Below are 20,252 nucleotides of genomic sequence, written 5' to 3' on the forward strand. Positions count from 1 at the left end.
TCATTCAGGAGTTCAGACGCCCGAGAATGATGGCGTCATTGCTGTCCCAGGCGAGCGGGATGGCTTCACCCACGAAAACAGGCTTTTCATCGAAGGCCTGGTCGCTGACGATGACCGTGAAATCATCGATACCGGCACCGGCTACCGAGAGCTTTATCGACGCCCCGCGGTATTCGATGTTGGAAACCACGCCGGTAAACCCGAAACCCGCCGCCGGCGCGCCGCTGATACGGACGCGATCGGTGCGGATGGCGATATCGATGGCCGCTCCGGCCTCGGCATGACCTGCGGCAGCGAGCGAAATACCGCCCGGAATATCAAAATGGACAAAGCCCTTCGAACTGTTCGCAACCCGTCCGGAAACCACGTTGTGGTCGCCCATGAAACGCGCCACAAAAGCTGTCGCGGGCCGCTCGAACACGGTTCGCGGATGCGCCGCCTGTTCGATCCTGCCATCGTTCATGACAACGATGAGATCCGCCAGCGCCATCGCTTCTTCCTGGCTGTGCGTGACATGGACGAAGGTTATGCCCAGGCTGGTCTGCAGTTTTTTGAGCTCAGCGCGCATGCGTATCTTGAGAAACGGATCGAGAGCGGAAAGCGGTTCGTCAAGCAGGAGCGCTTCCGGGTCAGTGATCAGGGCGCGTGCAAGCGCGACCCGCTGCTGCTGCCCGCCGGAGAGTTGTGCCGGCCGGCGGGTCGCATAGGCGTCCATCTGCATCAGTTTGAGCATGGCCATTGCCTTGACGCGCCGCTCTTCCTTGCCGACGCCCTTCATCTTCAGGCTGAAGGCAACGTTGTCGATGAGATCGAGATGCGGAAACAGGGCATAGGACTGAAACATCATTGCCGTGCCGCGCCTGGCCGGAGGAAAATCCGTCACCACAGTGTTGCCCAGTCGGATATCACCGCTTGAAATCACTTCGTGGCCCGCGATCATCCGTAATGTCGACGTCTTGCCGCAACCGGATGGCCCCAGAAGACAGCAATATGTCCCGGCGGGAATCTTCAGGCTGATCGCGTCCACGGCCGTTGCGGTACCGTAGACTTTCGAAACCGATACGATGTCAATTTCAGCGGCTTTGCTCATGCAGCATTCCCTTTTCTGCCCACTGGAGCTCTGCATATACCGTGCCAATTCCGAGACTTTTTCCTAAGCCTCTGGAATCCTTGCGCCAATTTTCGCAGGATCAGCTTCCTCGCGCATACCACAATGCTGCAATGCACAATTTATGTTCAATGTTTTCAATCCTCGGTGAAATTGTATGCAATTTATATTTCCACAGCGTGCAATCTTGGATGCTGGTCTTAGTTGGAAATCGCGCTAAAAAGAGACTTGGAAGGCAGGAACCGATGAAGCCAGCAACTGAGACAGTCCCGTTACGCGATGACGCGCAAGATGACCGATCGCAACTCATTCGTGAGGCGCTCTACAATGCTATCGTCGAGCGAAGGCTGGCCCCGGGCACAAAGCTGATCGAGACCGAGGTGGGCGAGCTGTTCGACGTCAGCCGCACGGTCGTGCGCGCCGCATTGCAGATGCTGGCGTTTGAGGGACTGGTCAAGATCGAGCGCAATCGGGGCGCGTTCATCGCCTATCCCTCACCAGACGAAGCCCGGCAAATCTTTGAATCCCGCCGGGTCATCGAGCCGGAGATTGCCATGCGTGCGGCTGAGCGCATGGCAATGGCTGACATCGACATGTTTCGGAGCCATCTGAGAGAAGAAGAACGGTTGCTTGCAGAGCGGGGACCAAATGCGCGGCGCGCGGCGATCAAGGCTTCGGGCGATTTTCACCTGATGCTCGCTGCGGTTGCCGGAAATCAGATTCTTGAGCGTTTCATGCGGGAACTGATCGCCCGATCATCCCTCGTCATCGCATTATACGGACAATCCGGGGCTTCTAGCTGCGCCAGATCGGAGCATGCGGATATTCTCGGCGCACTTATCGCACGGGACGGAAAAAAAGCCGCCAGCACGATCCTCCACCATATCGATCATATCGAAGAAGATCTTGACTACAGGGCTGCTGGCAATGCGCCGCTGCGTCAAGCGCTGCGGTTGTAGGTTTCATCCCTAAAGGGAAGGATTTCATATTCCTTCAGTCCTATGCCTTTTGGTTTCGGTACAGACGCGTTTGATGACGAGCGCAGCCGCAAAACCCAACCCCACCACGCCAAGCACGAGTATGACAGGCATCTGCGCGCCGACAAACCAATAGAAAACGGCGAACAGACCCAGCAACGCGAGAAGCGCGACGAGCGCTGAACGCTCCGTACTCACCTTAAATCGGCAACTGCCTATCATGGCCACAATGCCAATCAGGACCGCTCCCATCCCCACGATGAGTGGCAGTGCAGCCATGAGCACAGGCTCGGTTGTTCCGTCCATGCGTATTCCCGTTTCTTGAATTTCTGCTTACTGACACCACAATCATAATCACCTTTCATTGCAACGAAATTACGGTTGCGTCCCGGCACGCAATCTATCGTTGAAGAGCGCCGGAAAAGCGCACAATTCAGCGCAATCTCCTGCCAGTCATTCTGCTGGCTGGCCGGAATCCGTGGTGGAAGGCGCAAATTCGACACGGAAGCAGGCGCCAAGCGGTCTCTGCACAATGGTAATATTTCCGCCATGCAGTTCCATGATCTCCTGGACGAGTTTGAGACCGAGACCGGAGCCTTTGGTGCCCTGATGCCGTTTGAAAAACGGCTCGAACACACGCTCGCGAAGTTCAGCGGGAACGCCCTGCCCTTCATCCGCAACCTCGATCCAGTTTTGCCCGACAATCACCGCGATGGTGCCTGTTCGGCCGCCGTGATCGATGGCGTTCTGCACGAGATTGGTCATCACTCTTTCCAAGGCAACGGGATCGCCCTGCACGACCGCATTGGCGGCGGCGGCTTCAAAACCGACTTCATACCCCGCGGTAAATGCCAAAGGCCCCATATCGAGAACGACGCGCTGCGCGAGCTGGATGAGATCAACATCGGTGAAATGGCGCACGTCCTGCTTCAGCCGCTGCAGGTCAAGCATTTGTTCCGCCAGAACCGCCAGTCTTGCGGTATCCTCTGTCAAAAGAGATTTGGTCATGCCTTGTGGCAACGATGCGACCCTCGTCTTGAGGATCGCAATGGGCGTGCGCAGTTCGTGGGCGGCATCGGCGAGAAAACGCTCCTGGCGGTCATAGCCTTCGTCCAGACGGCCCAGCGCTCCATTGACCGCACGCACAAAAGGCGTGACTTCCGAGGGCATGCCGGTCGACGTCAATCGTACCCCGCGTTTTTCGATGTCTATCGAATCCGCTTGTGCGGCAGCCTGTTCCAATCCCCGCAGCGATCGCCGCACGACGATGGGCGTTGCCACGAAAGCACCGAGCGCAATGATCCCGAGTATCGGAACGACAAGTTTCAGCAGGATCAGTGAGATTCCCAGGAACACCATGAAGAACGGCGCAAGCGCGGATGATCCCGTCAGTATCTGTACACGGCCAGCGTCGGTCTCGACCCAGCGCATTCGGGCCGTCGGCCTCTCCCGGTCACCGATATTCCAACCGAAGCGGGCCTGGCCAATCCGGTCCAGAGCATTTCCTACGCCGGCATATTCCTCCGGGATATCGCCTTCCGTCAGTTGATGCCCCTGCCCATCCCGAATGATGTACCAGAGGTCCGGCACATCTTTTCGCAACGCCCTTATTGCATCCGTATCCTTCAGCATCAGACCACCGTGCGGGTCTCTTCCAATGCCCGCTTCGAGAATTTCAACGGTATTTTCCGTCGAACGGAAGTCGAACAACTGCCCGGAACCGAAAAGCACTGCGATGACAAGAATGAGCACAACGGACTGAACCGCCAGCAACCGCCAGAACAATCGCCGCCTGAGGGATTGCGGGCGCTGCTCCGTCATGACTCTTCCCGCAGGAGATAACCCACGCCGCGAATGACATTGATCACGACTCCGGCCTTCGCATCGGCCAGTTTGCGGCGAAGTCTGGAGACGTGGGAATCGAGGGCGTTCGACTGAATCTCATCGTCAAAGCCGAAGACAGCTTCCATCAGCGCGGGCCGCGGAACCATGCGGCCGACGCGGCGCACCAGGCTTTCAAGTACCAGCATTTCGCGCCGCGGCATCTCAAGCCGGCAATTGCCGACGAGAACATCGCGATAGGCCATGTCGAAGCTCAATCGCCCGACGGTGATGATTTGCGACTGCGCCAGCCCCGGACGGCGCAGAACCGCCCGCAACCGGGCCAGAAGCTCGTCGAAGTCGAATGGTTTGGCCATGTAATCATCGGCACCGGTCTCGAGGCCACTGATACGCTCTGGTACCCGCCCCTTCGCCGTCAACACAATAATCGGCAGGGTAAAGCCATTGCTGCGCAATTTTGGAATGAGGCTCAACCCGTCACCATCCGGCAGTTGGCGATCGAGCAGCACCGCGTCGTAGACTCCGTCATTGAGAATGAGCTCGGCATCAAAGAGACTGCCGACATGGTCCATCACCAGATTGTGGCGCGCAAATGCCGCTCTCAGCGCCACGACCAGTTGCGGTTCGTCCTCAACCAGCAATATGCGCATCTGCCACTCCGCCTCCGATTCACCCGACTTTATCGCCACGTCCTTGCATGCGGAAGGTGCCCACTCATCCACGCACACGGCGAAAGATCAATCCAACGGCCAGTTCACCCAGAAGAATAGCGCCAACAACAGCTATTCCCATCTGCAGCGGATCACGTTCCGATTGACGCAACAGGAAGCCGAGACCGACCAAGGGCGTATTCCAGACAAAGATGCCGAGAATGGTTGCCGGCAGAAAGCCTTGCAGTTTCAATCGCAAGACACCAGCTGGCATTGCCAGGAATATCCGGATGGTCGGAATGGTCTGGGCGACGAGCGTAACCCAGAACTGATTTGTCTCGTAGGCGTTGGCCATGGCGCGGTACCGGGTGACCGGCAGGAAAATATAGCGGCCGAAACGGGCGACAAGCGCATCCGTTCGTTTCTTTCCCGCCAACCGGCCAATGCCATACCAGAACAGGGCACCCAGCGTGGACCCGCAAACGGTGGCGAGCACGAGCACAATCAGGTCCGGGACGCCCGACACATATGTCGCACCGAGAAACACCAGCATGAGATAAGACGGAAGAACCGGGATCAGCTTCTCCGCGAAGGCAAGAGCGACAATGCCAAGCAATCCCATGTCCAGCAGCGATGCATAAAGTGGAGAATCCATCAGCGCGCATTCCCGAGCAAGGGAACCTGATGGCGGGTAATGCGGTAGACCGAAGCCGGCGGGAAATTGCGGAACGTCCAGCCAGTCTTCTCTGCCTTGAGGTCGAGCTTGTGCAGGAGCAAGGAGGACACCGGGCATTTGGGGCCGTAGGTAAACTGGTAAAATCCTCCATCCCGGCGCAACCGGGAAAAACATCCCGCGAGGATCGCCAGAACGATAGCGGGTTTCATCGACAGAAGCGGCAATCCGCTGATGACATTGCCGAAAACCGCGTCTTCAAAGAGGCCGCGCTCCCCGATATGCCGCGCATCCATCTGGTAGAGTTTGGTATCGGGAAATCTCACCTTGAGGAGAGGCACGAACTCCGGCCCATACTCGATCAGCGTGATGTCGCGCTCTGCAATGCCGCGTTTCAGCAGGGCCGACGTGAACACGCCCGTCCCGGGGCCAAGCTCCAGAACAGGGCCGTGAGACGGCGATATGTGCTCGGTCATCAGAGCCGACAGACTGTTGCTGGATGGTGTTACCGATGCGACGCGTAGGGGTGCGCGCAGCCAGGCACTGAAGAACCGAAGAATATCTGTTTGAGCCATTCAAAATCTCACATGAGGAACGTTGCGGGTTCCACCATGTGCGAGCGCAAACATTGTGACAGTCTGGCATGCCCGGCAAGAATTCACACGTTTGGTTTGGCGATTCCGGCAGGCCCTGCCGCTGGTCAAATAGCCGTGCCGCCAAGCGAAGAACGCCAATATGCAACACGCTCCTTGAGACGGGCCTGACGGACATAGGCCAGTTTCTCGTCCTCCATTCGCTCGAGTTCCTCGAACACGAAATCGTCCGATGTCCCATGGTTCCAGGCCTGCTGCAGGTCCCGGCACGGATGATTGCCAAGACGAAGCGTAAACCACAGGCGGTTCTGGATCGTATCAAGGTTGGTGCTTTGGCCAATCCAGATCTTGCCCGACGCGAGGCAGCGAACGGCATAAATTCCAACGATTGCTTTTCTTTCCTTATAGGCCGCGATCGCCGCCTTTTTGTCCTCGGTCTTCATCCGTCATTCCGTTCACAAGAGTTTTCAAGTCAAAGCCCCCATAGCAGTCAATCCGAATTTCGTCAATTTATTACCCGGATGATATTGACTTTTCATTTTATAACCCGGATATAAATCAAATATCAATCGAGTACCCGTCATGACCGACCATCTTTCCCGACCCTGCACCGCTTTCGACGGCACACACCTTCTCTTGTCCGGTCCCCTGGTCGAAGTGGCCTTGGTCGTAAAGAACACTTCCGAAGAAAGCGACACTTCCGGACCTCTCCTCGTCTTTGACGACATGACTGGCCGCGTCGTGGATCTCGATCTGCGCGGTACAAAGACCGACATCATCGCACGGTTGTTGCAGTCGTCGAAGGATGATGACGGTTGGCAAAATGCAAGCCAAGCGTCGCGGGAACCCGAGGGCGGCCTGCCCGCACCTGCACCGCGTGGGCGAGGACGGCCAAAACTCGGCGTCATTGCCCGGGAAGTCACACTTCTGCCGCGGCATTGGGAGTGGCTTGCCGAGCAAAGCGGGGGGGCATCCGTTGCGCTCAGGCGATTGATCGACGAAGCCAGAAAGGCGGGCGGCAGTGAAACCAAAACCCGTGCCGCCCAGGAAGCAGCCTACCACTTCGCATTGGCGATGGCGGGCAATATGCCCGGCTTTGAAGACGCAATCCGGGCGTTGTTTGCCGGCAACCAGACCGCTTTTGTCGAACGGGTCAGCGAGTGGCCAACCGACGTGCGCCAGTATGCGATAAAGCTGGCATACGGCAGACAGTAAGCACCTCTTTCCGGGCGGGAAGGCGCACTTCGACAAAATATACGACGATCCAACCTATCAGAACTGGAGCGAAATGCCGCTCCGGAAGGGCAGGCTTGTGCCTGACACTTGACATCATGACCCAACAGAGTATCGCGCCAAGAGCTGCACGGCCCCTATGGCGCACATTCCTTGCCATCCTCCTGCCGATGATGCTGACCAATGTATTGCAGGCGGCGTCAGGCACGATTGACGGAATCTTTCTGGGCCAATTTCTCGGCGTCAAAGCGATTGCAGCTGCATCGGCATTCTTTCCGATCATCCTGTTGTTGTTCTCAATCGTTATCGGCCTGAGCAGTGGTGCGACAGTTCTCATCGGTCAAGCCTGGGGTAGCGGCGACCGCGGGAAGGTCCGGACTGTGGCCGGCACGGCTTTGGGAATGATGATCCTTGCGGGTTTCATCGTCAGCATGGTCGGAAGCTTGTTTGCGCAAAAAATCATAGCGATGCTTGGGACACCCGCAGACATCCAAGCCGATGCCACGATTTATGCGCGCACAATGCTTGCAGGGATGCCGATCATCTTTACGCTCTGGCTGACAACGTCGATGAGCCGTGGCGTATCCGATGCAGTGACACCGTTATTAGCTCTCTCAATCGCCACAGTCGCTTCTCTTGTCTGCACGCCGGCATTCATTCGTGGCTGGTTTGGCATACCGTCCCTTGGTGTAGCCAGCGCACCCATCTCAGCGTTTGTCGGCGCCATCATTGCGATGCTGTGGCTTGCCAGGCATTGGCGACGCAAGAATCACCCTCTTGCGCCGGATTTCCGAAAACTTTTCCAGATGCGGATCAATCTCCATCTTGCCAAAGCCATCTTGCGCATAGGCCTTCCAATGGCTGTGCAGATGCTGACGATGGCGGTGGCTGAGATGGTCCTGCTTGGATTGGTAAACCGGCATGGCGCCAATGCAACAGCAGCCTACGGGGCAATCAATCAGGTGATGCACTGGGTACAGCTTCCAGTCATGTCGCTTGGCATCACAACGTCGATTTTGACCGCCCACGCCATCGGTGCAGGCCGGGCAGACAGGATCGGCAAAATCCTGCACACCGGCCTATGGCTGAATGTCGTCACAACGGGTGGCTTCGTCATCTTCGCTTATGCGTTTGCCAACCCGATTATCGGCTTGTTCATAACCGATAGTGAGGTCGTTGCTGCAGCAATACAGCTTCTGCACATTGTGCTCTGGAGTCTTCTGGCGGCCGGAGCGACCAGTGTCCTGACCGGCGCGATGCGTGGCAGCGGTACTGTGCTCAATCCGACGGGCCTGTCAATTCTCGCCATCCTGGCAGTGGAAATACCGCTGGCCTACTTCATGAATGCCAAGATCGGGCTGACTGGAATATGGATTGCCTATGCCACGACCTTCGTCACAACACTGCTCTTTCAGATGCTGTACTTTCGTTTTTCATGGCGACGTCACCACATCACACGCCTGGTCTGAATGACCAGGGTTAATCCTGCGGCGCACGCGCTGCGCGTTGCAGGATTTCAACCACCATCTCGGAGGCCTTTTCGAGCGAACGCACCGGCAGAAATTCGTAGATCGAATGAAAATTATGGGCGCCGCAAAACAGATTGGGGCAAGGCAGGCCCTTTTCCGACAGAACCGCGCCGTCATAGCCGCCGCGCATGGGGATCGACTTCGGTGATACGCCAATCGCCCGCATCGCCTCCAACGCCAGCTGTACCGGATAATGATTGGAGCCCTGCAAACTGTCGGCGACGTTGCGATACATTGGCTGATATGCTGCCGTCACAGTCTGGGCACCGTGGAGTTGATTAAAACTCTCGACGACGGTCTCGACAAAGTGGCGCCGGTGGTCGAATCCAGCCTGGGTAAAATCGCGGATGTCGAGAACGATCCGCGTCTCGGCAACCGTGCCATGGATGGATTTGACCCAGTAGTAGCCTTCGCGGTTTTCCGTATATTCCGGTCTTTCACCCGCCGGCAGCATGGCGATGAATTGCTGGGCAAAGAGCACGGCATTGCGCAGCTTGCCCTTGGCCGACATCGGGTGCGCGGTCTGCCCGTGGAAGGTGATGTGGAACTCACCCGCATTCCAGTTCTCGTGCACGATCTCGCCAATCTCACAGCAATCCAGCGTGTAGGCGAAATCGGCATTGAGGGTTTTGACATCCAGCGCTTTGGCTCCCAGAAGGCCAATTTCCTCATCCGGGACAAACACGACCTTCACCTCGCCGTGTTCAATCCCGGGGTTCGACTGAAGCGTCTGCATCGCATGCATGATCTCGGCTATGGCTGACTTGTTATCCGCACCGAGCAAGCTTGTTCCATCAGTAACGATGATCCGGTCACCGGCATAACGCGTCAGCTCGGGAAAATCGCTCGGACGCATAACGACCTGAAGCTGTTCGTTCAAGACGATATCGCCGCCTTCATACTGCACGATCTGGGCTTTGGTATCCGTATTGTACTCGCTGCTGGTGTCGAGATGGGCGACCCATGCCACGGTTGGAATCGTGCGATTCTTGTCGGTTGCATTGCTCGGCAGTGTTCCCACCACGATCGAATGCTCCCGTTCCTCGACATCCAGCCCCAGGTCACGCAACTCTCCGGCCAGCAAGCGCGCCAATACTGATTGACCGGCACTCGAAGGCAAATGATCTGCGCCGGGGACCGTTGTGGTATTGATGCGTGTGTAGTTGAGAAATCGTTCAACAATGTCCATTGCGTTCTCTGCCTCTGATCAAAGATGCTGGTTTCGATGATTCCACTTTTCAGGACAAGCGTTTAGGTGACATATTTATATTGCATTGCCGTGAGCCCTCGCCGATAAATTCCGATCCCATCCATGTGATACGTTGATTCCCAGAAAAGACAGGACGACATGAAACTTCCCGAGAAAATTCTTTCAGCGACTATTCTTGCCCTCGGATTGAGCGGAACAACCATGGCTGTCGCTTCCGCAAAGACATTGATCTATTGCTCGGAAGCCGCGCCAGACGGCTTTGACGCGGCGAGCACCACATCGGGTGCGACATATGACGCCTCCGCACGCAATGTTTCCAATGGCCTCATCAAGATCAAACGCGGTTCGACCGAACTGGAGCCGGGCCTCGCCGAAAGCTGGGATATTTCCGCCGACGGGAAAGAATATACGTTTCACCTGCGCAAGGGCGTGAAATTCCAGACAACGAGCTATTTTACCCCGACGCGCGATTTCAATGCGGATGACGTCATCTTTACGTTCGACCGTCAGGGGAACAAGGCCAATCCCTACAATGGTAAGGGAGTCTGGCCGCAATACAATTCCTATTCGTTCCCGAGCCTTATCGGCAAAATCGAAAAAATCGACGAGCATACCGTCAAATTCGTCCTTACCCGTCCGGAAGCGACGATGCTCGCTTCCCTTTCCCTCACATTCGCAGTCATTCAATCCAAGGAATATGCGGACAAGCTTCTGGCTGAGGGCAAGCAGGACGAATTTGGCCTGTTACCTATCGGAACCGGTCCCTACCAGTTTGTCGATTATCAGCCGGATACGGCCGTTCGCTATACGGCCAATCCCGATTACTGGGGCGGGAAGCAGAAGATCGATAATCTGATCATCGCCGTAACCCCGGATGCCTCTGTTCGCTACCAGAAGCTCAAGGCTGGCGAATGCCATGTCATGGCTTACCCGAACCCGGCCGATCTGGCTGAGATGAAAACCGACCCGGCGATCAACCTCCTGCAAAAGGAAGGCTTGAACATTGCGTTCATGGCCTACAACACGCTGGTCGCGCCTTTCAACGATGTGCGCGTGCGCAAGGCCATCAACATGGCCGTCAACAAGCAGGCGATCATCGATGCGGTCTACGGCTCGACCGGCATGGTTGCCGTCAACGCCATTCCGCCGGGTGTCTGGTCATACAATGCCGCGGTCAAAGACGATGCCTATGATCCCGCGCAGTCGCAGAAACTGCTCGCAGAGGCTGGCGTCAAAGATCTTTCGATGAAGATCTGGGCCATGCCCGTTCAGCGTCCCTACATGCCCAACGCGCGCCGGACCGCCGAAATGATGCAGTCTGACCTGGCAAAAGTTGGCATCAAGGCTGAAATCGTTTCCTATGACTGGACCGAGTACCTGAAGCGGTCACTGGAAAAGGACCGGGACGGCGCGGTTATTCTCGGATGGACGGGCGGCATTGCCGATCCGGACAATTTTCTTGCGGCCCTTCTGGGCTGCCAGGCCATTGGCAGCGGCAATCGCGCCAACTGGTGCAACGAGGACTTTGAAAAACTGATCCAGGCCGCCAAACTGACCACGGACCAGGCTGAGAGAACAAAGCTGTATGAACAGGCTCAGGTCGTGTTCAAGGAGCAGGCACCCTGGCTGACGATTGCCCATCAGATCGTCCAGCAACCGATTAGTGCCAAGGTGAAGGATTTCCGCGTTGATCCATTCGGCGGCAATCTGTTTGAAGATGTCGACATCGACGAATAAGATCGTTAAGCGCAGGGGCCTGGACAACGCTCGGCCCCTGCGCAATTCTTTACAGTATCCGAGCATTGTTCATGCCGGTGTTGATGTGGCCAATACTGCGGCTCGGCAACATCATTGAAATACGTCTAGAGATAAGTTACGTTATTACGAAGCCGCGCTTTCACGATGGGGAAGCACCTAATATCGGCAGGCAATATTATTTAGGCTAATGGCGGTTTTATCCTCTGAAAAACGCATGAACCGTATTTTCGTTCTGGGCTTCTGAGATAACCAGAAATCCGCACGCAATATATTTCATACATAAACAAATTTATAAGTTGCAGAGACATGCAGAAAGACCTGAAGCCTTCCCTGATCATTGCGATATCCATCTGGTGCATTGCCCTGCTGGTGTATGTTTCCGTGTCGGCCGTCACGATTTTTCAGGACAAGTCGGACATGTTCGCGGCAAAGGCCAATGAGATCACAACCAGTGTTGATCGCCGCATTGCCCAGAATTTTGCTTTCGTCAAATCCCTGGAGGTTTTTTCAACCGTATCCGGTGTTGAGTCCATGAAGGTATTCAGCTCGCTGGTTCAGCATATAATGGACGCTTGCCCTCGCATACACCTGATCCATTTGTACGAGCTCCCCAAAGGCGATCACCCCTCTCACGCGACCCTCATGGCCAGTTTTCCGCCCACCACTGACGTTGCGGCAATACCTGCAGTGCTCCCTACAGTCATTAGCCAGCCCCGTGGTATGATCCGCGGATTCGCTGATCCACGCTTTCCCGGTCGTTATTTCACGACGGCACATATAGACAATGGCAATGCCCATTATGCCATTGTCATGCTTCTGGATGTAGCACAAATGATCAAGCCACTCCTGCTGTCCGGCTCACCGGAGGTCGAGTGGATCATTGGCGGTGTCCCTGCCATCTTACTGAATGACGAACAGGATTCGTTTTTCTCCCCCTGGCTTCGGCTCGAAAAAACAATCGTTTCCAGTCTGCACAAAACCGCATCGGAGGACCTCACCAACTTCCCCGAAGGAACGGTGTTTCGCATAAGCGAAACTGTTGATCTGAGTGAATTGTTCAATCCGTTGGGACTTACGGCATATTGCAGTCTTTCCGCCGCAGCGGTCGCGGCAGCCTATCATACCCTGCACCAACGCCGGCTCTCCCAGCGCCTGCGGCAATCGGAGGAAGAAGCACTGGGGCGTGCCGCGAGACTGGAAAAGGAGAACCGGCTGGAGCATGCGGCACGGGTCAATGCCATCGGCGAGCTTGCAGCCGGCATTATCCATGAACTGGCGCAACCCCTCACATCACTGCTCAGCCAAAGCCAGGCGAGCCTCAAAGTACTCGAGGAAAAAGCCCCCCGCACCGGCCTCCTGAAACAGGCAATGGATGCCAACGTCCGGGATGCAAGAAGAGCCGGCCGAATACTCGGAAAGATCCGTGATTACATTGCAAATACAGCCGCAGCCCCCGAAATCACGACGCTTAACAGCGCGATCCTGGAGATTGTCGAGATTCTCAATTTGGAGATCAAACAACGGAACGTTTCGTTGGTGCTTTGTCTTGCAGAGCCTTCGCCCGTTGCAAACATCAATCGGGTAGAGCTTGAACAAGTCGTCCACAATCTGGTCCGCAACTCGATTGAAGCACTCGGCACATCGGAGCAGCCGCAAAAGCGTATAACCATCCAGACCATTGCAGATCACACCGTGAATATCATCCAAGTGTCAGACAACGGTCCCGGTTTGAGCCCGGATGCGCTTGCACAGCTCTTTCAGCCCTTCTTCACAACCAAGAGCAGCGGAATGGGATTGGGTCTCTCGTTGTCCCAAAGAATAGTGCAACGCGTCGGCGGCCTGCTCACTGCTTCGAACAAAGATGGCGCGGTCTTCACGATTACCCTGCCAAAAGCCGAGACTCGTCCAGCAATAGCACCTTGCATACCGCTAGTCGCTTTCAACGCAACCAACGGAATGCAACGGGAACACGACATCAAGCATGTCGCCGCCCACGCCAACAAGCGATATGCCGGATAAAGAGCAAACGCGTCGATACCCTACTGAACCCTCACTTTCATCTGCACAAATTCAGCCACGGATGTCGTGCCCAGTTTCTCGGAAATATTGGCCCGGTGAGCATCGACCGTCCGCAACGAGATGTTCAATGACGTTGCAATCTCCTTCGAACCCCATCCCCGGCAGACGAGATTGATGATTTCACTTTCGCGCGGGGTCAATGACGCGAACAACGCTTCAGCCTCTCGCTTTTCCAAAACAATCTCGAGAAGCACTTCAGCTTTCCCAAGCGCTTCAAAAAGCTGCTCCGGATCGACAGGCTTGGCCAGGAAATCAACGACACGCGATTGAAACGCCGTGCGGCAACTCCTCAGATCTCCATACCCGGTAATAATGATGATAGGCCAGTCAATGCCTTTGCCGATCAGTTCCTTCTGCAATTCCAGCCCGTTCAACTCCGGCATCTGCAAATCCAGAAGCAGGTATCCGGGCGGCAACAGGCTGATCTCACGAAGAAAGGTCAATGGGCCATCAAAAGCAATGACATTGATCCTGTAGGCCTCGAAGAGCAGACAGAGCCCCTCCCGGACGGCAGCATCATCGTCGACGAGGTAGACTGGATAGCGCATCAAAACGTGACCTTGTCTGGCGGCAGCAGTAATGGGCAAACCGAAACCCTGCCGTCGAGCAGGCGGAGAATACCCCGCCACACGATCACAGACTCACATGACAATGTATCCGTACTTATACCTATACAGGGATCTGCCAGGCGATCAGATTGAAACAGCCATGGCAACGATGAGGACGGCCAGGGCGAGCGTGAAAACGAGAACCGCCACATCCGCGTCGCTGAGTCTGACCTTTGCCGTCCGAAGCGGTGATATTCCAGACCTCGGTTTGGCCTGACACGCAAGAAGCATGATGGCAATGATAGCCAGAACGTAGGTAAGATCGCGCATTCTATTCAACTATATCTGGTTCATGTCCCTGTTTAAAATAATGAATTCAACATATGAAATCCATGGCAACACCAGAGCCAGAATATAAAAATCTCATATAAGTTTTAATGCCTTGGAAATTTCTATGCTCGACTGGGTACAGCCTCGCGCCCCTGATCCTTATACTTCTTTGATATGATTGCCACGAACACGCAATGGAATTCCTATCGGAAGCGTTGATACGTATCAGCCGTACTCAACACGAGAATTGCGTGACATGACAGCGACACGGAACAAGATGCCGGCAGAGCCTGCCTCCAGGGGTACGCGCTTTCAATGCCGTCGCGTCCGTTTGCCGCCCGGCAGAGCCAGTTCCTGTCCATGCGCGGATGGAATGCAGAAGAGGACATCATGAACAGCGACAGTCAAGTTGAACGATCACGGCTAACCGGCGCGATGACAGCGCTCGTCACCCCGTTCAAAGGCGGGAATGTCGACTACGACGCGATCGGCGAACTGGCGGAGTGGCACATCCAGTCCGGCATAAGCGCTCTGGTTGCGTGCGGAACCACGGGAGAAGCGTCCACGCTCACCTGGGATGAACGGCTGAGGATCATCAGAACGTGCCTGAAGGTATCGAACGGCCGTGTACCCATCATTGCCGGGACCGGCACGAGCAGTACCGAACTGACCATTGCCCATACATCCGCTGCCCTTTCCTGCGGCGCGGATGCGGCCTTGATCGTCACGCCTTTTTACAACAGGCCCAATCAGGATGGCATTGTTCGTCATTTCGAAGCGATTGCCGCACGCGTTCCGATACCGGTCATTGTCTATAACGTACCGTCCCGGACCGGCGTCGATATCTCCTTGCAGGCCCTCGACCGGTTGTCGCAGATGCCTTCAATCCTTGGCATCAAGGATGCAACCGGCGACGTGAGACGGGTCGAAGAGATGCGCAACGCATTCGGAGATCGCTTCATTCTCCTGTCGGGGCACGATGCTTCAGCCCACGCCTTCAACCTTTTGGGCGGCGACGGAATGATTTCGGTCATGGCCAATGTCCTGCCCCACGTTTTTGTCGCCCTGCAAAATGCCTGCATCAAAGGTGATTGGCCAACAGCGAGGTATATTCACCAGAGGCTGAAACCTGTCCTCGAGGCTTTCGAGCTGGATACGAACCCCTGCCCCATCAAGGCCGCACTGAAACACCGGCGCGGCATGCGCGACGAGGTCCGCCTGCCCCTCATCACCGTTGCCGATGATGTCGCCGCACAGATTGCATCCGCCCTGGATCACCTTGGAGGTGTTACCGCTCCTGATCATGGCGCCGCGGATGATGCAGCGTTCAATCTCCGGGAAAAATCCCCGGTTCATCCTGCTCCACTCGCTTGGCGCGTTTAGAGTCTTTTCCCAATGAAATCACACCAGCCCGGAAGCAGGACATGACGGAAAGCAGCATGCAATATCCCGGCAACTCCAATACCCGCTGCCGTTTCATCGTCGGCCGCAATCTGGATGGCTGCTGGGTCGTTTGCGACAGGCAACGCCTTGTCGGCGGCCTCTTCGCCGACAGGGAGTCCGCCATCCACTTCGCCGTGAGTGAAAGTGAACATGAAGCTGGGGCCGTCTGGTGCGCACAGGACGGCGATTGTCTCATCGCCGATCCCTGGACCGATCTTTCAGTCCATGTCACACCCTTTGACGACTCGTCGCATCGACAGGGCCGCTATCGCAGATCAGCCTAGATCGATTTTTCTGGATAGGATGGACAGGCGGTCTCTTGGCTGCCTGTCACGCTATATCTGTCAGACACGCACAAAGCGTCCTTGCGTCCCCGGCGGCTCGCATTTGTTGGAGCACCCCGGGAACTCTCAGTTTTCGCGTAAAATGCGCCAACACATTCAAGTGCCTGTTTGCTTCAACGTCCGGCGTGATCAACATGAGAATGACATCCACCGGCAGATCATCAATGGCATCGAACTCGACGGCCTTCTTCAGCCTTGCCAGGCAGGCTCTTGGCTTATCGATCCCTTCCATCCGCGTATGCGGAATCGCAACGCCCTGTCCGATGCCGGTGGAACCGAGGCGTTCGCGCTTTTGCAGCGCAGCCAAGAGAGCCGCCGCCGGAACTCCCGCATCCCTGCTCACAACATCCGCCATGGCACGCAGTGCCTGCGTCTTGGATGACACCTCCAGATCATACATCACATCATCAAGATTGAGATAATCAGCCAATTTCATTCTCATTTCCAATTGCAAATCCCGGCGTACATGCACGCGGCAACCCTAGTCAGCTTCTTTCAGGCGATACCCCACGCCGGTCTCCGTCACGATGTATCGCGGCTGATCCGGCAGTTGCTCGATTTTCTGCCGGAGCTGCCGGACGTAGACACGCAGATACTGGACATCCGCAGAGCTGCCCCACACCTGTAACAGGAGAAAGCGGTGCGTGAGCACCTTGCCGGCGTGCTGCACCAGAACGCGGAGGATATCGTATTCCTTCGGCGACAGCTTCACTTCATTGCCGTCGACCTTCACAATCCGTTTCACCAGATCGACGGACAGACCGCCGGTTTCGAAAACCGGCAACTCCCCCTGCTGCTGCAGACGATGCCGCAGGGCAACCCGAATGCGTGCGACCAGCTCGTTCATTCCAAACGGCTTGACGACATAATCATCGGCTCCAAGCTCCAGCGCCTCCACTATGCCCCGCTCATCGGTGCGGCTTGACAGTATGACCACCGGAATATCCCAGCCCTCCTCGCGCCACCGGCGCAGAAGATCGAGACCGGAAACACCGGGAAGACCGAGATCAAGCAAAATCAGGTCAGGCTGATGCGCTTCCGCCTGCTCGGTGGCGCTGGTGGCATTCCCCGCCTCCAGGATATTGTAGCCCTGCGTACCAAGGCCGACCCGCAACAGTTTCCGAATGGGTTGCTCATCGTCCACGACAAGGATCCTGACGCTGGAATTTGTCACGGCCTGGCATCCATGCTGGGAACGGTCCGGGAAGCCGGCATTCTGATGGTGAAAACTGCTCCTGACCGATCGGTTCTTTGTTCCGCGGTGATTGTGCCGCCCATTGCCTCAATGAATCCGCGGGAAATGGAAAGCCCCAATCCGGTTCCCGCCTTGACCTGATCGCCCTTGCTCACCCGATAGAAACTGTCAAAGACCCGTTCGAGATCCTCAACGGGAATTCCCGGACCTTCGTCCATCACCTGAAGGACGACCGATCCGTCATCCGACCAGGCTTGTATCCGCAGAGCCGAACCGTCGGGGGCATATTTCGCGGCATTGTCCAGCAGGTTGAAAAGCACCTGCTCAAACAGGACCGGATCAATCCTCAACATCGGCAAGTCATCCGGTATCGAGATCTCGGTCTTATGGGTTCCGATGATCTTCCCTGCCCGGCTCAGAGCCGAACCGACGATATCCCCGGCATAGTGATAGGCAAAGTTCGGTTCCATTGCCCCGGACTCAATCCGGGTCATGTCGAGCAGATTGGCAATAAAGCGATTGAGACGCTCGGATTCGTCGATGACTGTCGAGAGAAGATCGGAACGTTCAGCAGCAGCAAGCACGGGAGAGAATTCCTTCAAGGTGCCGGCGGCACCCATGATTGCAGCCAACGGGGTCTTCAGATCATGCGAAATGGACGTCAGCAGGGCTGAGCGGAGACGGTCCGCTTCCGCCGCCAGCTTTGCCTTGTCCACATCGGCCGCCAGTTGTGTTCGCTCAATGCCAACCGCCGCCTGGTCGGCCAGGGCGTCAAGCAGGCGCTGCTGTTCAGGCGTCAACAAAGGCCCCTTCTTGTCGCTGTCGAGACCGATGACACCAACGGCCATGCGTCCCGTTCGCAAGGGCAGATAGAGCCGTTTTGCGCCCGGCAAGGTATCGGCTCCCCTGCCCGCGGCCCGGTTGTTTTCCCACGCCCATCGCGCGGCCGCGATGTCGGCGTCATCCAATGTGTCGTCGGGCGGATAGCCGGCCTTCACTTCAATCGAACCCTTCTCCGGCAGAAGGAGCACGACCCGCAGTTTCAACATGGATGCGATCTGAAAGGCTGTGGCCCACAGGACATCATCGAGCGTGCTCGTTCCCGCCAGCTTCTTGCTGAAGAGATAGAGATCTTCCGTTGTTCTGGCCCGTTGCCGCGCTGCCGCGGCCTGCCGCTGCACCCTCGCCGTCAAATTACTGGCAATCACAGCGACACCGAAAAAGAAGCCAAGCGCAATCACACTTTCCGGGTCGCTGATGACCAGGGTGTAAAGGGGATCGAGGAAGAAGAAGTTCAGGACAACGGCGCTCAGCACCGACGCAAACAGGGCCGGCCAAAGTCCAACCGTCACTGCCGAAGCAAGCACGGCCATCAGGAAGACCAGGGCGATATTGCGTACATCCAGCACGCGCGAGATCAGCAGCCCCACCGCCAGCGCTCCGGCGACATATGCCGTACTCAGAAGATAGGCCTTGAGCTGGAAACGTCCCTCCGGAATTTCCGGCGCTTTCTGACGGGCCGGTTCGCCGTTCTGCTCGTTCCCGGAAATCACATGCACACTGATATTCCCGGCGTGCCGGATAAGATCATGCGACACCGACCCTTCGAAGAACTCGCGCCAGCGCGGCTTTGTCGGCTTGCCCGTCACAATGTGCGTGACGTTGTTCTCCCGCGCATAGCGGGCAATCTCCTCCGCGGGATCGCGTCCCGGCGTCGTGATCGCATCTCCCCCCAATTGGCTTGCCAGCCGCAAGGTGGAGGCAATGCGATCCTTGTCGTCTTCCGAGAGCCGGGTTGATCCGGGCGTTTCCACATAGAGTGCCGTCCACGGCGCACGCAACCGGTCAGCGAGACGCCGTGCATAGCGGACAAGGGCGGTTCCTCCCTGATGATCATCGATGCACACGACGACGCGATCGCCGGCAGCCCAGGGTCCCGATATCGCGTTCGCCTGCATGTGCGAGAGAAGCTGGTCGTCGACCCGCTGCGCCGTGCGGCGCAGGGCGAGCTCGCGCAGTGCTGTCAGGTTCCCGGGAGAAAAATAGTTCTCTATCGCCCGTTTGGCGGTGTCGGGAACATATACTTTGCCTTCATGCAGGCGCTTGATAAGATCTGCCGGCGTGAGATCGATGATTTCAACATCGTCCGCCTCGTCGATGACGGAATCAGGCACGGTTTCCCGCACACGCACATGGGTGATCTGGGCCACGACGTCATTCAGACTTTCCACATGCTGAATGTTGAGGGTGGAGTAAACATCAATGTCGTGTCTTAAAATCTCCTGGACATCCAGGTAGCGCTTCGGATGACGCGAACCAGGCGCATTCGTGTGTGCCAGTTCGTCCACGAGGACGAGAGCCGGACGGCGCGCCAGGATCGCGTCAATGTCCATCTCTTCAAGCTGGTGGTCCTTGTAGTTGATACCGGCTTTGGGGAGAACTTCAAAACCTTTGACAAGGGCTTCCGTTTCCTTGCGCCCGTGTGTCTCGACCACACCGATAACAACATCTATGCCCTCGGCAATCGCCGCCCGTCCGGACATCAGCATCTCGTAGGTCTTTCCGACCCCGGGCGCTGCCCCCAAAAAAACTTTCAATCGACCGCGGGTCTCTCGCTCGGCGTTTTCCAGCAGCGCCTCGGGCGATGGTCTTCGTTCAGTGTCGCGGCCGTCATCAGGCATGTGTCATGACCCCTTCGAAAATACCGAGAACCCGCATCGCACGTTCCCGGTATTTCAGG

Annotated in this window: 20 protein-coding genes; 7 read left to right on the plus strand and 13 right to left on the minus strand. The window is 56.5% G+C overall.

Annotated features, from left to right (window positions below):
• Positions 1-4: 4 nt before the first annotated feature.
• Complete coding sequence (locus AC1Q5O_RS22035) at positions 5-1,090, minus strand: ABC transporter ATP-binding protein (protein WP_492565933.1); 1,086 nt, start codon at positions 1,088-1,090, stop codon at positions 5-7.
• Between the two features lie 263 nt (positions 1,091-1,353).
• Between AC1Q5O_RS22035 and AC1Q5O_RS22040 the strand changes: the two genes are divergently transcribed.
• Complete coding sequence (locus AC1Q5O_RS22040; protein WP_492566327.1) at positions 1,354-2,067, plus strand: GntR family transcriptional regulator; 714 nt, start codon at positions 1,354-1,356, stop codon at positions 2,065-2,067.
• Positions 2,068-2,091: 24 nt separating this feature from the next.
• Here AC1Q5O_RS22040 and AC1Q5O_RS22045 read toward each other — a convergent pair whose 3' ends face one another.
• The 6 genes from AC1Q5O_RS22045 to AC1Q5O_RS22070 all read right to left on the minus strand — a co-directional run bounded on the left by AC1Q5O_RS22045 (position 2,092) and on the right by AC1Q5O_RS22070 (position 6,286).
• A complete protein-coding gene (locus AC1Q5O_RS22045; RefSeq protein WP_346306784.1) occupies positions 2,092-2,391 on the minus strand; it encodes a hypothetical protein in 300 nt (99 codons plus the stop codon).
• A 147-nt stretch (positions 2,392-2,538) separates the two neighbouring features.
• A complete protein-coding gene (locus AC1Q5O_RS22050; RefSeq protein WP_492565935.1) occupies positions 2,539-3,906 on the minus strand; it encodes a sensor histidine kinase in 1,368 nt (455 codons plus the stop codon).
• Positions 3,903-4,577: a response regulator transcription factor gene (locus tag AC1Q5O_RS22055; RefSeq protein ID WP_492565937.1), complete on the minus strand. Its 675-nt coding sequence runs from the start codon at positions 4,575-4,577 to the stop codon at positions 3,903-3,905. The genes AC1Q5O_RS22050 and AC1Q5O_RS22055 overlap by 4 nt, the downstream gene beginning before the upstream one ends.
• A 64-nt stretch (positions 4,578-4,641) precedes the next feature.
• Positions 4,642-5,232, minus strand: a complete 591-nt coding sequence (locus AC1Q5O_RS22060) for a DedA family protein (RefSeq protein WP_464663898.1) — start codon at positions 5,230-5,232, stop codon at positions 4,642-4,644.
• Positions 5,232-5,825 carry a class I SAM-dependent methyltransferase gene (locus AC1Q5O_RS22065; RefSeq protein ID WP_472460232.1) on the minus strand — a complete coding sequence of 198 codons (594 nt, stop codon included), beginning with the start codon at positions 5,823-5,825 and terminating at the stop codon, positions 5,232-5,234. Before AC1Q5O_RS22065 ends, AC1Q5O_RS22060 begins: the two co-directional genes overlap by 1 nt.
• Positions 5,826-5,950: 125 nt before the next feature.
• Complete coding sequence (locus AC1Q5O_RS22070; protein ID WP_492565940.1) at positions 5,951-6,286, minus strand: GIY-YIG nuclease family protein; 336 nt, start codon at positions 6,284-6,286, stop codon at positions 5,951-5,953.
• 139 nt (positions 6,287-6,425) lie between these two features.
• On the opposite strand from AC1Q5O_RS22070, the gene AC1Q5O_RS22075 reads away from it, so the two are divergent.
• Entirely contained in the window at positions 6,426-7,058 is a 633-nt protein-coding gene (locus AC1Q5O_RS22075; protein WP_492565942.1) for a DUF2239 family protein, read from the plus strand.
• A 188-nt stretch (positions 7,059-7,246) separates the two neighbouring features.
• Positions 7,247-8,545: an MATE family efflux transporter gene (locus AC1Q5O_RS22080; RefSeq protein ID WP_492565944.1), complete on the plus strand. Its 1,299-nt coding sequence runs from the start codon at positions 7,247-7,249 to the stop codon at positions 8,543-8,545.
• A 10-nt stretch (positions 8,546-8,555) separates the two neighbouring features.
• Here the strand turns inward: AC1Q5O_RS22080 and pepT are convergent, their stop codons facing one another.
• The gene (gene pepT, locus AC1Q5O_RS22085; protein ID WP_492565946.1) at positions 8,556-9,794 is read right to left on the minus strand and encodes a peptidase T; all 1,239 of its coding nucleotides are present in this window, start codon (positions 9,792-9,794) and stop codon (positions 8,556-8,558) included.
• 159 nt (positions 9,795-9,953) lie between these two features.
• On the opposite strand from pepT, the gene AC1Q5O_RS22090 reads away from it, so the two are divergent.
• Both AC1Q5O_RS22090 and AC1Q5O_RS22095 read left to right on the plus strand, forming a co-directional pair.
• Complete coding sequence (locus tag AC1Q5O_RS22090) at positions 9,954-11,552, plus strand: ABC transporter substrate-binding protein (protein WP_223614231.1); 1,599 nt, start codon at positions 9,954-9,956, stop codon at positions 11,550-11,552.
• Positions 11,553-11,879: 327 nt separating this feature from the next.
• Positions 11,880-13,592, plus strand: coding sequence for a sensor histidine kinase (locus AC1Q5O_RS22095; protein WP_492565949.1), 1,713 nt, complete (start codon positions 11,880-11,882; stop codon positions 13,590-13,592).
• Positions 13,593-13,612: 20 nt separating this feature from the next.
• Here AC1Q5O_RS22095 and AC1Q5O_RS22100 read toward each other — a convergent pair whose 3' ends face one another.
• Positions 13,613-14,239: a response regulator transcription factor gene (locus tag AC1Q5O_RS22100; RefSeq protein WP_492565951.1), complete on the minus strand. Its 627-nt coding sequence runs from the start codon at positions 14,237-14,239 to the stop codon at positions 13,613-13,615.
• Positions 14,240-14,344: 105 nt separating this feature from the next.
• Positions 14,345-14,530: a hypothetical protein gene (locus AC1Q5O_RS22105; protein WP_464663883.1), complete on the minus strand. Its 186-nt coding sequence runs from the start codon at positions 14,528-14,530 to the stop codon at positions 14,345-14,347.
• Positions 14,531-14,845: 315 nt separating this feature from the next.
• Between AC1Q5O_RS22105 and dapA the strand changes: the two genes are divergently transcribed.
• Together dapA and AC1Q5O_RS22115 are read left to right on the plus strand one after the other, a co-directional pair.
• Complete coding sequence (gene dapA / locus AC1Q5O_RS22110) at positions 14,846-15,913, plus strand: 4-hydroxy-tetrahydrodipicolinate synthase (RefSeq protein ID WP_492565954.1); 1,068 nt, start codon at positions 14,846-14,848, stop codon at positions 15,911-15,913.
• Positions 15,914-15,954: 41 nt separating this feature from the next.
• Complete coding sequence (locus AC1Q5O_RS22115) at positions 15,955-16,257, plus strand: hypothetical protein (protein WP_492565956.1); 303 nt, start codon at positions 15,955-15,957, stop codon at positions 16,255-16,257.
• 46 nt (positions 16,258-16,303) lie between these two features.
• Here the strand turns inward: AC1Q5O_RS22115 and AC1Q5O_RS22120 are convergent, their stop codons facing one another.
• The 3 genes from AC1Q5O_RS22120 to AC1Q5O_RS22130 are packed head-to-tail and all read right to left on the minus strand — an operon-like array spanning position 16,304 to position 20,193.
• Positions 16,304-16,753, minus strand: coding sequence for a PTS sugar transporter subunit IIA (locus tag AC1Q5O_RS22120; RefSeq protein ID WP_492565958.1), 450 nt, complete (start codon positions 16,751-16,753; stop codon positions 16,304-16,306).
• 45 nt (positions 16,754-16,798) lie between these two features.
• On the minus strand, positions 16,799-17,491 hold the full coding sequence (locus tag AC1Q5O_RS22125) for a response regulator transcription factor (protein ID WP_492565960.1): 693 nt from the start codon (positions 17,489-17,491) through the stop codon (positions 16,799-16,801).
• On the minus strand, positions 17,488-20,193 hold the full coding sequence (locus tag AC1Q5O_RS22130) for a DUF4118 domain-containing protein (RefSeq protein ID WP_492565962.1): 2,706 nt from the start codon (positions 20,191-20,193) through the stop codon (positions 17,488-17,490). Before AC1Q5O_RS22130 ends, AC1Q5O_RS22125 begins: the two co-directional genes overlap by 4 nt.
• Positions 20,194-20,252 lie beyond the last annotated feature (59 nt).

The organism is Phyllobacterium sp. MT110, from assembly GCF_058792715.1.

Bases quoted from the DNA above. Each gene is read 5' to 3' on its own strand.
- AC1Q5O_RS22035 (WP_492565933.1), bottom strand. From the start codon at position 1,090: ATGAGCAAAGCCGCTGAAATTGACATCGTATCGGTTTCGAAAGTCTAC.
- AC1Q5O_RS22040 (WP_492566327.1), top strand. From the start codon at position 1,354: ATGAAGCCAGCAACTGAGACAGTCCCGTTACGCGATGACGCGCAAGAT.
- AC1Q5O_RS22045 (WP_346306784.1), bottom strand. From the start codon at position 2,391: ATGGACGGAACAACCGAGCCTGTGCTCATGGCTGCACTGCCACTCATC.
- AC1Q5O_RS22050 (WP_492565935.1), bottom strand. From the start codon at position 3,906: ATGACGGAGCAGCGCCCGCAATCCCTCAGGCGGCGATTGTTCTGGCGG.
- AC1Q5O_RS22055 (WP_492565937.1), bottom strand. From the start codon at position 4,577: ATGCGCATATTGCTGGTTGAGGACGAACCGCAACTGGTCGTGGCGCTG.
- AC1Q5O_RS22060 (WP_464663898.1), bottom strand. From the start codon at position 5,232: ATGGATTCTCCACTTTATGCATCGCTGCTGGACATGGGATTGCTTGGC.
- AC1Q5O_RS22065 (WP_472460232.1), bottom strand. From the start codon at position 5,825: ATGGCTCAAACAGATATTCTTCGGTTCTTCAGTGCCTGGCTGCGCGCA.
- AC1Q5O_RS22070 (WP_492565940.1), bottom strand. From the start codon at position 6,286: ATGAAGACCGAGGACAAAAAGGCGGCGATCGCGGCCTATAAGGAAAGA.
- AC1Q5O_RS22075 (WP_492565942.1), top strand. From the start codon at position 6,426: ATGACCGACCATCTTTCCCGACCCTGCACCGCTTTCGACGGCACACAC.
- AC1Q5O_RS22080 (WP_492565944.1), top strand. From the start codon at position 7,247: ATGATGCTGACCAATGTATTGCAGGCGGCGTCAGGCACGATTGACGGA.
- pepT (WP_492565946.1), bottom strand. From the start codon at position 9,794: ATGGACATTGTTGAACGATTTCTCAACTACACACGCATCAATACCACA.
- AC1Q5O_RS22090 (WP_223614231.1), top strand. From the start codon at position 9,954: ATGAAACTTCCCGAGAAAATTCTTTCAGCGACTATTCTTGCCCTCGGA.
- AC1Q5O_RS22095 (WP_492565949.1), top strand. From the start codon at position 11,880: ATGCAGAAAGACCTGAAGCCTTCCCTGATCATTGCGATATCCATCTGG.
- AC1Q5O_RS22105 (WP_464663883.1), bottom strand. From the start codon at position 14,530: ATGCGCGATCTTACCTACGTTCTGGCTATCATTGCCATCATGCTTCTT.
- dapA (WP_492565954.1), top strand. From the start codon at position 14,846: ATGCCGTCGCGTCCGTTTGCCGCCCGGCAGAGCCAGTTCCTGTCCATG.
- AC1Q5O_RS22115 (WP_492565956.1), top strand. From the start codon at position 15,955: ATGACGGAAAGCAGCATGCAATATCCCGGCAACTCCAATACCCGCTGC.
- AC1Q5O_RS22120 (WP_492565958.1), bottom strand. From the start codon at position 16,753: ATGAAATTGGCTGATTATCTCAATCTTGATGATGTGATGTATGATCTG.
- AC1Q5O_RS22130 (WP_492565962.1), bottom strand. From the start codon at position 20,193: ATGCCTGATGACGGCCGCGACACTGAACGAAGACCATCGCCCGAGGCG.